The organism is Candidatus Melainabacteria bacterium (genome assembly GCA_016193285.1).
Lineage (GTDB): Bacteria > Cyanobacteriota > Vampirovibrionia > 2-02-FULL-35-15 > 2-02-FULL-35-15 > JACPSL01.
Genome location: JACPSL010000015.1, coordinates 1 through 15,091 on the forward strand (window position 1 = coordinate 1; position 15,091 = coordinate 15,091).

Annotated in this window: 14 protein-coding genes, 3 tRNA genes and 1 pseudogene; 12 read left to right on the plus strand and 6 right to left on the minus strand. The window is 31.0% G+C overall.

Going from position 1 to position 15,091, the window contains the following annotated elements:
- Window positions 1-132: 132 nt before the first annotated feature.
- A pseudogene (locus tag HYY52_03280) lies at window positions 133-198 on the plus strand (30S ribosomal protein S7).
- Here the strand turns inward: HYY52_03280 and HYY52_03285 are convergent.
- Entirely contained in the window at window positions 195-1,358 is a 1,164-nt protein-coding gene (locus tag HYY52_03285; GenBank protein ID MBI2995714.1) for a hypothetical protein, read from the minus strand. The pseudogene HYY52_03280 and the gene HYY52_03285 overlap by 4 nt on opposite strands.
- Window positions 1,359-1,528: 170 nt before the next feature.
- Between HYY52_03285 and gcvPB the strand changes: the two genes are divergently transcribed.
- From gcvPB to rsmH, 5 genes are read left to right on the plus strand one after another with little or no spacing between them, the layout of a single operon-like run.
- Complete coding sequence (gcvPB, locus tag HYY52_03290; protein ID MBI2995715.1) at window positions 1,529-2,983, plus strand: aminomethyl-transferring glycine dehydrogenase subunit GcvPB; 1,455 nt, start codon at window positions 1,529-1,531, stop codon at window positions 2,981-2,983.
- Between the two features lie 3 nt (window positions 2,984-2,986).
- Window positions 2,987-3,211 (plus strand): DUF2905 domain-containing protein, encoded by a 225-nt coding sequence (locus tag HYY52_03295; protein MBI2995716.1) that lies wholly within the window; start codon window positions 2,987-2,989, stop codon window positions 3,209-3,211.
- On the plus strand, window positions 3,208-4,374 hold the full coding sequence (locus HYY52_03300; protein ID MBI2995717.1) for a SpoIID/LytB domain-containing protein: 1,167 nt from the start codon (window positions 3,208-3,210) through the stop codon (window positions 4,372-4,374). The genes HYY52_03295 and HYY52_03300 overlap by 4 nt, the downstream gene beginning before the upstream one ends.
- Before the next feature lie 9 nt (window positions 4,375-4,383).
- Complete coding sequence (gene argF / locus HYY52_03305; protein ID MBI2995718.1) at window positions 4,384-5,316, plus strand: ornithine carbamoyltransferase; 933 nt, start codon at window positions 4,384-4,386, stop codon at window positions 5,314-5,316.
- A gap of 1 nt (window position 5,317) precedes the next feature.
- Window positions 5,318-6,256 carry a 16S rRNA (cytosine(1402)-N(4))-methyltransferase RsmH gene (gene rsmH, locus HYY52_03310; GenBank protein MBI2995719.1) on the plus strand — a complete coding sequence of 313 codons (939 nt, stop codon included), beginning with the start codon at window positions 5,318-5,320 and terminating at the stop codon, window positions 6,254-6,256.
- On the opposite strand, the gene HYY52_03315 is transcribed toward rsmH, so the two are convergent.
- Window positions 6,251-6,406, minus strand: coding sequence for a hypothetical protein (locus tag HYY52_03315; GenBank protein MBI2995720.1), 156 nt, complete (start codon window positions 6,404-6,406; stop codon window positions 6,251-6,253). The genes rsmH and HYY52_03315 overlap by 6 nt on opposite strands.
- Before the next feature lie 37 nt (window positions 6,407-6,443).
- On the opposite strand from HYY52_03315, the gene HYY52_03320 reads away from it, so the two are divergent.
- The 4 genes from HYY52_03320 (at window position 6,444) to HYY52_03335 (ending at window position 10,089) form a co-directional block, all read left to right on the plus strand.
- Window positions 6,444-6,680 carry a hypothetical protein gene (locus HYY52_03320; GenBank protein MBI2995721.1) on the plus strand — a complete coding sequence of 79 codons (237 nt, stop codon included), beginning with the start codon at window positions 6,444-6,446 and terminating at the stop codon, window positions 6,678-6,680.
- 33 nt (window positions 6,681-6,713) lie between these two features.
- Window positions 6,714-8,348, plus strand: a complete 1,635-nt coding sequence (locus tag HYY52_03325) for a penicillin-binding protein 2 (GenBank protein ID MBI2995722.1) — start codon at window positions 6,714-6,716, stop codon at window positions 8,346-8,348.
- Between the two features lie 10 nt (window positions 8,349-8,358).
- Window positions 8,359-9,201 (plus strand): N-acetylmuramic acid 6-phosphate etherase, encoded by an 843-nt coding sequence (locus HYY52_03330; GenBank protein MBI2995723.1) that lies wholly within the window; start codon window positions 8,359-8,361, stop codon window positions 9,199-9,201.
- 324 nt (window positions 9,202-9,525) lie between these two features.
- Window positions 9,526-10,089, plus strand: a complete 564-nt coding sequence (locus HYY52_03335; protein MBI2995724.1) for an ORF6N domain-containing protein — start codon at window positions 9,526-9,528, stop codon at window positions 10,087-10,089.
- A 243-nt stretch (window positions 10,090-10,332) separates the two neighbouring features.
- Here the strand turns inward: HYY52_03335 and HYY52_03340 are convergent.
- From HYY52_03340 to HYY52_03350, 3 genes are all read right to left on the minus strand, one after another.
- Window positions 10,333-10,407 (minus strand) — tRNA-Lys (locus HYY52_03340).
- 33 nt (window positions 10,408-10,440) lie between these two features.
- A tRNA-Leu gene (locus HYY52_03345) sits at window positions 10,441-10,520 on the minus strand.
- A 1-nt stretch (window position 10,521) separates the two neighbouring features.
- Window positions 10,522-10,594: transfer RNA gene (locus HYY52_03350), tRNA-Arg, on the minus strand.
- Window positions 10,595-10,830: 236 nt separating this feature from the next.
- On the opposite strand from HYY52_03350, the gene HYY52_03355 reads away from it, so the two are divergent.
- Together HYY52_03355 and HYY52_03360 are read left to right on the plus strand one after the other, a co-directional pair.
- A complete protein-coding gene (locus HYY52_03355) occupies window positions 10,831-12,936 on the plus strand; it encodes a hypothetical protein (protein MBI2995725.1) in 2,106 nt (701 codons plus the stop codon).
- Window positions 12,937-12,959: 23 nt separating this feature from the next.
- Entirely contained in the window at window positions 12,960-13,979 is a 1,020-nt protein-coding gene (locus HYY52_03360) for an alcohol dehydrogenase catalytic domain-containing protein (protein ID MBI2995726.1), read from the plus strand.
- Here the strand turns inward: HYY52_03360 and HYY52_03365 are convergent.
- The gene (locus HYY52_03365; protein MBI2995727.1) at window positions 13,956-15,089 is read right to left on the minus strand and encodes a phosphodiester glycosidase family protein; all 1,134 of its coding nucleotides are present in this window, start codon (window positions 15,087-15,089) and stop codon (window positions 13,956-13,958) included. The two genes, HYY52_03360 and HYY52_03365, sit on opposite strands and share 24 nt — an antisense overlap.
- Window positions 15,090-15,091: the final 2 nt, after the last annotated feature.

A 15,091-nucleotide genomic window follows, 5' to 3' on the forward strand; every position in this document is an offset into this window, starting at 1 on the left:
CCAGTTGGTGGAACAGAGTATGCCTTTAAGCAATTACAACTACCAATGCCAGGAATTAATATGTAGGCCATCTATTTTTGTTTAAACTTTAATATTTTCAAGAATTACGCCTTTTCTCGAGATTAATTTTCAAAGTTGCGGGAAGACACACATAAAATGGCAGAAGCAAACAAAGCATTTGCTCACTATAGATATTAACTTTTGACAAGCTCTCGCGCAGGTTCTGGAAGAGCTTTCTCTTGTTCAGCTACCTTATCAGCACTGGAAGTTTCTTGTTGTTTCTGTCTAGAAAAAACAACTACTATGTTTTCATCTTTATCTAGGAAATAATCAGGTAGAGTTTTACAACCAAAGAATCTAAACAATGGCTTAAGAAAATAATTTCTAATTCCATTTCGTCCTGCACCACCTTGATCACCTTCAGTTCCGATTAAAAATTTTAAAAAATAATTAAATGGTCGACATAATTTATATTTATTTTCTGTCTCTTCTGCTGAATTCTTCTTACTTTCAGAAAAGAGTTTTAACGGATTAACAAAGTTTTTTAAAAAGCTTTTTACAAATGAGTTATGTGAAATGTCTTCTCGAAGTAGCATTGTATCTGGATTATCAACAAAGGTATCAAGTCCTTCTCTTATTGCTTGGTAAGGCATAAAGATATCAAGTCCATATTTAAAGATTTTACCTAAATTAAAAGTTTGAATATCAGAAAGCCATGGTAATAGAGACATGACGGACCATTCAACACTACACCTTCTGTCACTTAATGCTGTAGTAAGGCTAGTTCTATACTCACTCCCGTTAACTTCTCTTTCATTCTCATTTTTATTCCAGGAGACCATTGATAGCATGCTCTTTTCAATTGCTCCTGAGAACATTGTAAAAACATTTAATAATGAGGCTGTGCTTAAAAATAACTTATTTAAAAACGCTACATCGTTAAAATTATTTTCTTTCTCTTCAAGAAATATCTCTTTAGCAGTACCAGCATAACCAGAAATTCCTGACAAAACTTGAAACCAGGCTAGTACCCCATCTTTTGTTTTTTTATCAAACTTAAAACTTGAAATTAATACACTTACAGTTTCAGCAGCTGTAGTAAGCATATTAACCCATGTTGCAGGCCCAGGAAAACATTTCCAAAGAGCTGTTGCACCAACTACTTCAATTCCAGCTGCTGCTATTCCTGGACTTATAGGAAATTTATTTATCTCTCTATAGCAAACATTGCTTAGATCTGCAGCATGATCATTTGAAGTTATATTTTTTTTATTTGGAAAATTTTTTTCACTTGGAATTGCATATCCATTTTGACTAAATACTTGTCTTGCCATTATTTCCATTGATATTTGTTGCATAAATTTCTCAACAAAAACAATTCTACTGCAAAATATTCTCAATTAAATAGAATAAATAACAATTTTTCTCAAAAAAGTCATATATAAATGCGTATTACGCTCTCTATTAAGGGTCTTTTTTCACGCCTTGCTCATATCAAATAAAATCAACTAAACTAAAATGAAATGAAATGACAAAAGTAATATTTGAAAAATCTAAAAAAGGAAGGATATCAGCAAACCTCCCAAGTATAGATGAACCTTCTGAAATATCGCAATATATTCCAAAAAGTTTTATCCGTCAGAGCAGTTTAAATCTTCCTGAAGTCTCAGAATTAGATTTAACTAGACATTTCTCAGAACTTGCAAACAAAAATTTTTCTATTGACAAAGGATTTTACCCATTAGGTTCATGCACAATGAAATACAATCCAAAGTTAAATGAAATAATTTCAAGATTTGAAGACCTAACAACTCTTCATCCTAAGCAACCCGCCTCACAAGTTCAAGGTGCACTTGAAATAATGTTTGTTCTTAGTGAGTACTTAAAAGAAATAGGCGGATTTAAAGCTATTACTTTACAACCAGCTGCAGGCGCACATGGAGAGTTAACCGGGCTTTTAATGATAAAAAAATTTTTTGAAAATCAAAACAATAAAAAAAGAAATAAGGTTTTAGTACCTGATACAGCTCATGGTACTAATCCTGCATCAGCTAGCATGTGTGGATTTAAAGTAGTAGAACTAAAATCAAATAACAAAGGGCAAGTAGATATAGATATTTTAAGAAAAAATCTTGATGATACAGTTGCAGCAATAATGTTAACTAATCCAAATACACTTGGGATTTTTGAAGAAAACATACTTGCTATTAGTAAAATGGTTCACACTGCAGGAGGGCTTTTATACTACGATGGAGCAAACTTAAATGCAATTATGGGAATTGCCAGACCTGGTGACATGGGATTTGATGTATGCCACTTAAATTTACACAAAACATTTTCTACTCCTCATGGCGGTGGTGGTCCAGGAGCAGGTGTTGTTTGTTGTAATGAAAAGTTAGAGCCATTTTTACCAATACCAACACTAACTAAAAATAACAATGGTAAATTTTTCTGGGATTATGATAAAAAAGATTCTATTGGAAAAGTAAAAGCCTTCTATGGTAATTTTGGAATGTTTGTTAGAGCATTAGCATACATCTTAGCTAATGGTAAAGAAGGTTTAAACCAAGTAAGCAAAGATGCCATGCTTAATGCAAATTATTTAAAGGAAAAACTAAAAAATGATTATGATCTTCCTTATGATGTAGACTGTATGCATGAATTTGTTCTATCTGGAAAAAGACAAAAAGCAAAAGGTGTAAGTACTTTAGCAATTGCAAAAAGACTTCTTGACTTTGGTATACATTCCCCCACAATATATTTCCCTCTTGTTGTTCAAGAAGCAATTATGATTGAACCTACAGAAACAGAATCAAAAGAAGAGCTAGATAATTTTATAGAAGTTATGAAAAGAATTGCAAAAGAAGTTATCTTGGATCCAAATATTGTTAACGGGGCACCATATAATACTCCTGTTAGTAGAGTTGATGAAGCCACTGCTGCAAGAAATTTAAATCTTTGTTGGACCCAAAGCTGTAATTAATTTATGGATTTAACATCAATAGCAAAATATTTTATATATTTTGGAGTATTACTTATCCTACTTGGTGGTCTTTTATACTTACTTAGTAAAACCGGGATTGGGTTTGGAAAATTACCAGGTGACATACTAATACAAAAGGATAATTTTACTTTTTATCTTCCCCTTGCAACATCCATAATTATAAGTATTGTTTTAAGCATCCTACTTAGCATAATTATAAGAAAATGAAAATAGCAAGTAAAAATAGCATAGCTTTTATCCTTGCATTAACTATACTGTTTTTACTTACACATAGTGCAATATGCAAAGAAATAAAAATTGGATTGTTAATAACTTCAGATACAGTCTCTATAGGCTCAAGCGAAAATGCTAGTTTGAGAAACTTGTTTACAAATACAGATATTGCAAGAACAAAAAAACTTGAGTCTTATATACTTCAAAATATAAATGGATTTATAAGTGTTACTAATAAGTTAAGCAATACTAAAATTGGTGCTTTTACTGGACCTCTTAAATTAACCTCACAAAAAAAAGATGGATTAGTTTATTGCAATATGAGTTGGTACAGAGGTGAACTGTTAATCCTAACAAACAGCAAGAGTAAAAATATTACTATAGTAAATAACGTTGATTTAGAAGATTACTTATTAAGCGTTGTTCCATCAGAAATTTCTCATACTTGGAATAAAGAAGTTTTAAAAGCCCAGTCAGTAGCTGCAAGATCATATGCCTTAGGATATTTAGGAAGAAGAAAAAGTAAAGGATATGATCTTGAATCAAGCATAGAAGATCAGGTATATAAGGGTGTAAGAGCAGAAAAAAAAGCAACTTCCCATGCAGTAAAAGAAACTAGAGGAGTTATACTTGTTGATTCTAAAAATAAACCTTTAATTGCTTTGTATCATTCAAGTGGTGGTGGATATACTGACAGCATTGAAAATCTCTGGGACATGAAACCATCAATTCACATCCAACCAAGACCTGACTATGATAACAACTCACCTTATTTTAAGTGGTACAGAAATTATAAAATTGCAGAAGTAAACAAGCTATTAAGTAGTTTAAATCTTGGTGAAATTACAAACATTCTGCCTATTTCAAAAAGCATCTCTAACCGTATTACTTGGATAAAAATTACTGGAACTACAAATAATAAAACAATAAGAGGAGAAGAATTTCGAAAATATTTAAATCTTCCAAGTTCAAAATTTAATATTAGTATTGAAAATAATATTGTTAAATTTGCAGGCAGAGGTTATGGACATGGGCTTGGACTCTCACAATGGGGCGCAAAAGCACTTGCAGAGAAAGGCTTTACTTACAAACAAATTCTTTCTTATTATTATCCAGGAGCAACGTTAGTATTGATTTCAAACGATGTAAAAATGTAAAATATAAAGATGAAAAGTATTAAAACAAAAAAGCAAGATTTTATAAGCATTACAGATTTATCTGGTACTACTTTACATGAAATTTTAAATTTGACAAAAAAATTAAAAGCAAAGCCTTTATTAAAATCAAAATCATTATTGAATAAAAGTATTGCATTGATTTTTGCAAAACCTAGTTTAAGAACAAGAGTAAGCTTTGAAGTTGGAATACACCAACTAGGTGGAAATGTAATCACTATAAAAATGGATGAAATTAGTGTTGGAATTAGAGAAAATGTAGAAGACATTGCTAATGTACTTAGCAGATATGTTAGCGCAATAGTAATTAGAACTCATGAACATAAGCAAGTAATAGATTTAGGTAAATATTCAACTGTCCCAATAATTAATGCCTTAAGTAATGATGAACATCCTTGTCAAGTAATTTCTGATCTTTTTACAATTTATGAAATATTTAAAAGATTCCAAGGCTTAAAGCTAGCTTATATAGGAGATGGAAATAATGTAGCTCAAAGTTTACTTATTGGATGTGCATTAGCAAATATCAATATTTCTATTGCTTCACCAATTAATTACTTCCCACAAAAATACTTTTTAAAAATTGCAAAAAAAATAAATCCTAAAATAAAAATTGAATTTACAGAAAATCCAAAATTAGCAGCAAAAAATGCAAACATTTTATACACTGATGTATGGACAAGCATGGGACAAGAAAAAGAATATCAAAAACGAAAAAAAATATTTAGCCCATATCAAATTAATGATGAGCTTTTAACTTATGCTGATAAAAAAGCAATAGTTTTGCATTGTTTACCAGCACATAAAGGGCAAGAAATAACAAATAGTGTTTTTAATAAATTCTCAGAAGTAATTTATGAGCAGGCTGAAAACAGACTTCATACTCAAAAAGCAGTACTATTAAAAATTCTTAACGCAATATAAAATGCATGTTCCAGTACTACTTAATGAAGTTATTAACTTTTTAAATATAAAAAAAGGAAGAGTATATGTTGATTGCACAGTTGGTACGGGAGGTCATAGTCTTGAAATACTAAAAAGGTTAAACGATAGTGGAAAATTAATAGGAATAGAACAAGATGAAAACATATTAAATATTGCTAAGGAAAGATTAAAACATTTTGATAATTGTTATCTTTTCCATTCAAACTTTTTAGAATTAAAAAATATTCTTAATAGTTTGAATACAGATAAGATTGATGGAGGAGTTCTTCTAGACCTTGGTACAAGCTCATTACAATTTGATGATCCAAAGAGAGGATTTAGCATTAAGTACAATAGCATTCTTGATATGAGAATGAATCAAAACCAGTCTTTAACTGCTTATCAGGTAATTAATACCTATAGAGAAAATAAGTTAGCAGATATTATATATAACTATGGTGAAGAAAGATATGCACGGAAAATAGCAAGATCTATTATCAAATGTAGAGAAAAATATGGGTCTATTAAAACTACAAATGAGCTAACAAAGTTAATATTGCAATGTTTTAGTACAAAAGAACGTTTTAAGACTCATCCTGCTACAAAAACTTTTCAAGCTATTAGAATTGAGGTCAATAAAGAACTCATAAATCTTGAGAAATTTCTTTGTTTTATTCCGGAACTACTCTTGCCTGGAAGCCGACTTACAGTGATATCTTTTCATTCATTAGAGGATAGAATAGTAAAAAAATTTATTAAAAATAATAATGAGTTAATTCCTCTAACTAAAAAACCAATAACTCCATCTGATAGTGAAATAGAAAAGAACCCACGATCAAGAAGTGCTAAATTAAGAGCAGCTGAAAAACAACCAAATGCCCCAATATCAATTTCAAAAAAATCAAATGCTTGGTTCTCTTGTATTAAACACACCTTATAGTGTTGATGCATTTACCACTGCACCAACAATTCCTAAAATATTTACTCTTCCTTTTGGTTTAAGAATTGATTCACCTCTTTTACTTAAATACACTCTAAGATTTACTTTTTTATCTTCACTTTTAATGACCATTACTTGTATTGGAATCACAAGTATTTATTTACCAATTCAGAATAAGAATTTTCAAATGATTAGCTTGGCAAAAAGTTTAACAAATAAAAACCTTACTCTCACTGCCAAGGAACAAGAAGTTTCTACTTACAGTAAACTATTTTCAAATATAAATAACTTCTCACTCAAGGACTCTAAAGAAGTTCTTAGCATAAAAACAGATCTTAAGTATTCTAAATACTCATACAAAGATCAGGATAAAAAGCTATTAACTTTAAATAAATATCCTTCAATCCAATTTTCTGGATTTTAGAATATCAGGTTTAGTTTATAATCAAAATTTAAGATGAGATTAGGATATAAACTTAGATTTCAAATATGGCAATGTCTTTTATTATTAATTTTTATACTTGTCTGGATACAGCTATTCAAATTACAAATATTAAAATCATCAGGACTAATATCAGAAGCTAAAAAGCAATTTTTTAAACAACAAATTTTTCTAAGAGGAGATGTTAGAGATAGAAACGGAATCTTACTGGCATTAGACTTGATTACCTATGACTTATATAACAATATACGAAATTTAAGCTCTATACCAGAAGAAAAAATCACAGAACTAGCAAATTTACTTAAGGTCAATCCTACTGAATTAAAAATAAAATTAAATCAGAAAATTGACACAAAAATGTTTTCAGGAATCAGTGAAAATATTGCAAATAAAATTCAAAAAGAAAACTTAAGGTTTGTATACACAAGACCTAAAGTAACCAGAGCATATCCACATAAAAGAATGGCTTCTCATTTAATTGGCTTTGTAAACAATGACCATAAAGGACAACATGGGGTTGAACATTTTCATGAAAACCTAATAACAAAAATATCTAATAATAAATCATACTTATTCCCCAAAGGAACTGATATTATACTTACCATAGATTCAGCTTTACAAGAATTTGCGGAAGAAGAATTAAATAAGGCTATTGTAAAATCCAGAGCTGAACGTGGAGCAATTATAGTTTTGTCACCAAAAAGTGGAGAAGTTTTTGCATGGGCTGTTTATCCTAATTTTGATCCAAATCAATTTTATAAAGAGAAGGCTATTAAAAACTGGTCAATAACTGACATTTATCAACCTGGGTCAACTTTTAAGATTGTTACTGTTTCCAGTGCATTAGAAAGTATGACTATTCAAAAAGAATCCATATTTTATGATCCAGGAAGCATTACGGTTGAAAAAAGGATTATTAGAAATCATCATAAAAATAAACCTCAACAAATTAACTTGCTTGAGCTGTTCAAACAATCAAGCAATGTAGCAAGTGCTCAAGTTGGACTTTCAATGAGACCTTATATCTTTTATAACTCAATTAAGAATTTTATGATAGGTAAAAAGACAAATGTTGACCTTACTGGAGAATCTGAAGGCTTGCTACTAGATTATAAAAAATGGAAAAAAATTGATTTGGCTACAACAGCATTTGGTCAAGGTGCGGTTTCAGTAACACCATTACAACTAGCTTGTGCAGTAGCTGCAATTTCTAACCATGGCACTTGGACTCAGCCTCATGTACTAAAAGGCACATGGAATAATGATTACAAGCTTATTAATCCAAGCCCATATAATATTAAAAGCAAACAAATAATTTCACAAGAGATTGCAGATTATATTTCAGCACTTTTAAAACAAAGTGTAAAAGAAAATTTAAAATCAATGTCTTATCTTGGAGGAGATGTACCTAATTATGAAGTAGCAGGAAAAACAGGAACCGCTCAAAAAATTAGACCTGATGGAAAAGGATATTGGGCTGGCCACACTGTAGCTTCATTTATTGGCTATCTCCCTGCAGATAATCCTGAGATTTTAGCACTTGTAGTAATTGATGATCCAAAAACTGGTGGGGGTTGGGGAAATACTGTCTGTGGACCAATTTTTAATAGCATTACAAAGATGGCGGTAAAGAGGATAATTGAGAATTGAGAATTAAAAAATGAAAGATAAAAACAATTTAGATTTAATGAGTATAAAACAATTGGTAGAACTCTTCTTAAAAGAAGAACAAAAAACAATCAACATATTAAAAAAACAAAAATCAAGCATTGTTAAAGCAATAAATTTGATAAAGGAAAAGACCGGAAGAGTAATTTATATAGGAGCAGGAACAAGTGGGAGACTTGGAATTTTAGATGCTGCTGAATGTAAGCCTACTTTTAGCACTAATACATTTCAAGCAATAATTGCAGGTGGTAAAAGAGCGATCTTTCAAGCAAAAGAAGGAGCAGAGGATAGCACAAAAAATGCAATTCAAGATTTAAAAAAAATTAAGTTTTTAAAAAATGATGTATTAATTGGAATCTCTGCTAGTGGAGAAACACCATATACAGTTAGTGCAATGAAAAAAGCAAAAAAAATTAAAGCAACTACAATTGCAATAACTTCAAATCCAAATTCAACACTCTCAAAAACTGCTAATGCAGCTATCTCGCCAAATATACACCAAGAAATAATCTCAGATTCAAGCCGCTTAAAGTCTGGCACAGCACAAAAAATTATTTTAAATATGATTAGTTCAATCACTATGATAAAACGTGGAAAAGTTTACAATAACTTAATGATTGATGTTCAGCCTAGAAATAAAAAACTAGTTAATCGTGCAATCAGGATTATCTCTAATATTTGTAAAGTACCGCTTAACAAAGCTACTACTTTATTTAAAAAATCAAAAAGCAACACAAAAGCAGCAATAGTAATGCATTTCAAGAAATGTGACTTACAAAAAGCAAAACTATTATTAAAAAAATCAAATCCCAATCTTAGAAAATTAATTGGTTAAAGATATCCCTAAGTTTACTTATTTCAAAATGGGAATGTCATTCTAGAAATTGGAAATTTAATCAATGTATTTAATTTGTCAAATATTACTAGTTTTATTATTTTTAATTTTATTTATAGGTTCACTATTTATTTCTAAATCTAAGTTTGAGAATTGATTAAAAAAAGTTGGATCTTGTGGGAAATGTTAGAATCAAAATTACAGAACATAAGAGGTATTTGTATATTCCTAAGCTAGCTCAAGAAGCTTAATGTAACCATTGGTTACATCATTGACTACATCGACTTTAAGATATAAAATCAGCAGCTAAGAAAACCATATAATATGAGCACAGCATTAATCCCAATAGAAACAATTGAAACAAGGATATTTCTTCTACGTAGCAAAAAGGTGATGATGGATAAAGATCTGGCTGAGCTTTATAAAGTTAAACCTATAGCCCTGAGACAACAAGTTAAAAGAAATAAGGAAAGATTTCCAGAAGATTTTATGTTTCAGCTAACAAAAGAAGAAGTAGGAAACATGGTATCACAAAATGTGATACCTCCAAAACAGAGCTTAGGAGGACATTTGCCATATGCTTTTACTGAACAAGGCATTGCAATGTTATCAACAGTTTTGAATAGTAAAAGAGCTATACAAGTAAATATTCAAATCATGCGAACATTTACCAAACTTAGAGAAATGATTGAAAACCACAAAGATTTAAAAATTAAAATTGAAAATATGGAGAAAAAATACGATGCTCAGTTCCAAATTGTATTTGAAGCTATAAAGAAATTAATTGAACCTGAAATAAAACCAAGAAGAAAAATAGGATTTTATGTGGCTGATGAAGAGATAAAAAACCTAAAAAATTTTAAAGGGGTTAAATTTTATGATAGATAGTCCATATATTTCAAAACAATATTTATAATGATTTAATTCTTGAAATTTGGGTCTTGTGGGACTCGAACCCACAGCCTAGCGCTTAAGAGGCGTGTGCTTTTTTTTATAACGCTCCGTAAATTGCTTCGGATATTGAATTATATCCTTTGCAATTTACTTTGCTTTTTTGTTATCTCGCGAATTCGACGTTCCGATTTTTCGCTTACGGAAAAATCTCCACTTGACAATTCGTAAATCCTGAAATGGTGGGTCACAAGGGACTCGAACCCATAACCTAACGCTTAAGAGGCGTGTGCTCTACCATTGAGCTAGTGACCCGTGAATATTTTTTCTGATTTCTGATTCTCTGCATGGGCGCTGAGGGACTTGAACCCACACGGTGTTACCATATGATCCTAAGTCATACGCGTCTGCCATTCCGCCAAGCGCCCTCGCGCCCGAGACGATTCGAACGTCCGACCAACTGCTTAGAAGGCAGTTGCTCTATCCACTGAGCTACGGGCGCAGAGATCAATATCATAATCTTTTTTCTTAACCAAGTGTAGAAAAATAGGTAAAAATTGTAATTAAAACTTCTTTCAAAAGGTTAAGATCTTAATTAAAATGATTTTTTATAATTTTTTTATAAATCCTTCTAGACTTTGAATGTCTAATTTTTATACAATTCTTCTATACACATTTGTGTATTAAAGCTGTTTATTCTAGGCAGTTTTATTAGTTTATTATTACATAATTAAATAAATGGAAAAGGTTGATTCAATTGGTGGTCCATCCACTGTAGTTCGCATACAAGCATCTCCACAAAATGGAGGCGGAGGAAAACCTCCTTATGAGCCGTCTTGTGAAAAAAATAAAACCACTGCAAGATTAGCAGTTGGATGTGGATTAGGAGCGCTAGCAGCTATTGGAGTATTTTTTAAAGCTGGTTTAGATGATGGTTTTAAAAAAGTTGGATCTTTAGGCAGGACAATAAGTAGCATATTTGCAATTCCAGCTACATTCCTAATGCCAATTACTACTGCATACGGTGAACACGAAGAATATAGAGTAAAAAATCCTACAGAACAAAGTAGTAACAGACTAATAGAAATAGTTTATCCATTTTTAAGTATAGCTTTTGCACCAATGACTGCTTTTGAACCATTAGAAAAGGCCACTCAATCTAAAGGCCACATGCTTACTACTTTAATTAACATGCCTCATATACTATTTACTCTCCTTTCTTATACAGGTGGAAGAGCTCTTACACTTGTAAAATCACTTCAACTTGCCTCTTCGAATCTTTCAGATGAAAAGAGATTAAGACTTGAAAACGAAAGAAAATTAGTAAGCACTGTTGGAGATATTGGTAGTGATAATGCAGCGGTTACTCCACAAGCTCACCAATTTATGACTGGGCTATTGACAATAATTGATTTATTTAAAGGCGATTTTTCATCTATAAAGGAACGGTTTTTTGAAGCACCAGTTACAACTTTTTTAGGAACCTTCATGAGTTCTATCCTTTGGATTCCAACATTTATAGGTAAATCTTTTGATACATCAATTAGAACATTAGAAATGACTGATCAGCTAAAGAATGCTATTCCAGAAGATTCTATGGTTTATAAGTATGCTCAAAAAGCAAAAAACTGGTGGCACACAACAGCTACAAATGATAGTGCTATTGGAAAAACATTAGGTTTAGGAAGAGAGTTTGGGAAAATTATGCAAGCTGTTGCTTCTCCATTAGGAATGATAGCTGTACTCTTCCCATCATTTGATCACTTTATCCATGGATTTCATAATAAAGAAACAGAAGATTCAATAAGTTCAGTAAGATCTCTTGACAAAATACTTAACGTCGCAGCATTTGCAGGACATGCTTATTTCACAACCCTCTATGGTTTATTTGTAAGACTCCCACAAACAGTTACAACAGTTGCATTCTATGGGTGCAATACAATAAACAGACTAAGAGGAGTACTTGATAAACCTGATGATCTAAAATATTTAGACCCAAGAAAAGTTAGAGATTATTTATTTAACCCAAATAAAGGATGGGCTAAAAAAGCTTCTGACTTTGCAAGAAACCTTATTGAAAAAAATACAGGTAAAAAATTCTTATATAACGATATCTATAAAACAATTGCTGAACAAGAATGTTATAGGCCTCTAAGGGAAGACCTATACAAAAAAATATTTGAAAGCACAGAGTATGAAGTTATTGATGAAGTAAGTAATCAAGTAGTTACTAAAACTAAAGAAGCAAAAAAAGATCCACTTCCAAATGAATGGGGTAAGATCTTAAAAGACAGGAAAGAAAATATAATTAAAGAAGCAAAAGTCAGATTTAAAAAATATCTTAAAGAAGCATCAAGATTTAACGACTCTGAAGTTGATGGTTTCTTTAATCAATATAAGATATATGACAAAATTCAAGAAGAACTAGAAAAAATTATTGATGCTGAAATAGATGTAAGTTTAGGAAATATCAAGGAAGATGACAATGCAAAGTTTAAAAAACCAAAACTAGAGTCAAACGACTTTTTTGAAATGATTACTAATCCAATTAAATATAAAAATGACATTAAAGAGGTTTTTAAATTTAGAAATGCAATTGCTCAATTCGTCTTTTCACCACTAAACATACTGGACTTTGTAAACGTAATTGAAATGGGGGATAAAAATCTTCCTTACTACTTATCAAACTGGCTATTACAAGAAAGTTCTATTAGAATTGGAGACCTAAAAGCTGGTAATATTGGTGAACTTCCTGCAGTTTTTTGGCATGCAGTACAAACCTGCGGCAAAGGAATGGCTACTGTTACAAGACCATTTGAAAAGTTTTTTAGTATGGCAGCTTAAGAGCATAATATACAATATTAAGTATGCTTTGTGTAACATACGACAACAAAGAAAAGTTAAAAATAATTGAAGCTCCAATTCCTCAAATAAAAGAAGATGAGGCCTTGTTAAAAGTAGATGTTTGTGGAGTTTGTGGTTCTGACTTAGTAAAAATTAAAAAAAATCTTATTTCAGAAGGTACAGTTTTAGGCCATGAAGTTGTTGGAACAATTGTTGAAGTAGGAAGCCATGTTAGAAAATGGACTTCTTCACAAAAAGTTGTAGTAGCTCATCATGTACCATGTTTAAATTGTTATTTTTGTAAAAGTGGAAATTTTTCAATGTGTGAGCAATTTAAAAACACTAATTTATATCCTGGTGGTTTCTCTGAGTTTATAAAATTATCCAGAGCACATCTTGAACAAACTACATTTCTTATTCCAAAAAGTACTGTTTCAGATTATGAGATTGCACTTACAGAACCACTGGCTTGTTGCTTACGTGCAGTAAAGAGAGCTAATATTTCTACAAGCAATTCAGTTTTAATTTGTGGACTAGGCTCTATAGGCATAATGTTAGGAAAACTATGTATTGAAAAAGGAGCTCAAACGTTTGGAATTGATATTTTACAAAAGAGAATTACATTAGCAAAAGAAATGACAGCAATCCATGATGGTTACTTGGCAAATTCACCTGAACTAAAAAGTTGGATGCTAAATAAAACTGAAGGAAGAGGAGTAGATATAATCCTCCTAGCTAGTGGCAGTGAAAATAGTTTACCTACAGCAATTAATTGCATTAGGCCAGGAGGAACAATCATTGTTTTTTCAAGTGTTCCAAGAGAACAAGGATTTTTCAACAACGAGATTTACTATCGTGAGCTTACAATAATTGGAAGTTATTCACCATCACCAATAGCCTTAAAAGAAGCACATCAGTTAATTATTACAGGAAAAATAAAGCTAAGAAATTTAATTACTGACATTATTAAATTAAAAGACTTGCCTTCACAAATTGATAAATGTTTTAAAAATGAGTCTTTAAAAATGATGATAGAAAATTAGTAACGCACTACTAATTTTTCTTTCATGTCTTTCACTAAGCTTATTTATAATCTTCCCATCAACTACTAAAGTACTTGACCCGCCACCATCCAAGTTAATTGCTTCTTTTAAATTTAGTTTTTTTAAAAGTTCTGCTAGTTCTTGTAAAGTAACACCAACAGAATGATTGTCATCCTTGCTATCTACAACTATAAGGTAAAGCTTACCATTGTAATCTACACCAACAGCACTTCGTGCAGTGTAAGTTTCTTTCTTTGCAAACTTAAACTTTTGGTTAATTTCATCTACATAGATCTCCCCGTTCATTATTAAATAAGGTCCACCACTAACTGCTTCAACTACATTTGACCAGTCAGGGTGACTCTGCCACTTAATTTTTAAACGATCTTTCCTTTTTAGATAATTCAAAACATAATTTGCATTACTTACAAGTACATAACCCTTCTTTGGAATTTCTGCTCTATCATTAACTATTTTTTTTATACAACCATTTTTTACAATCACACCAGTCTTAGAAGAAGGTAAAACCAACTCTTCATCCCAATTAATGGTAAATAAACTAATTTTATTATAAAAATGTGGTGGAGTATTTAAACCATCAATCTCAAAAGTGGTTACAGGTTTTCTTCTAAAACCCCTGTAAGTAGTTGCATTTCCTACAAGCATAACTTGATCAACAAAAGCTTTTTTATCTTTTGAAAAACCAATAGCAACTCTATCATAAACAGGCCCAACCAACCACGTACCTTCTGTAATAAGTGTCCCAAGTGGATTTCCTAGCTTTACATCAAAATAATTTGCATTAATCCCAAGATAAGCCATTTCATGTTTAACAATATTTAAAAGAGTTTCTTTTGCTTTAATCTTCTTTGCATCAGGTAAGCCTACTTTAACTGAAATGTTTTCATTTGATAAATCAATTTCTAAAACATTTGCAACAACAGGACCTTTCTTAGTAATTGTACGAATTAAATGTCTTTTTATTCCTGGCTTATATTCTTTTGTTTCTTTAGTAAAGTAATATTTAGGGGGATCTACATCTGGCAAGACTTGTACAGGGAGAAAAAATAAATTACCTATTAATAGAAAAATAAAAAACAATTTTTTCATTG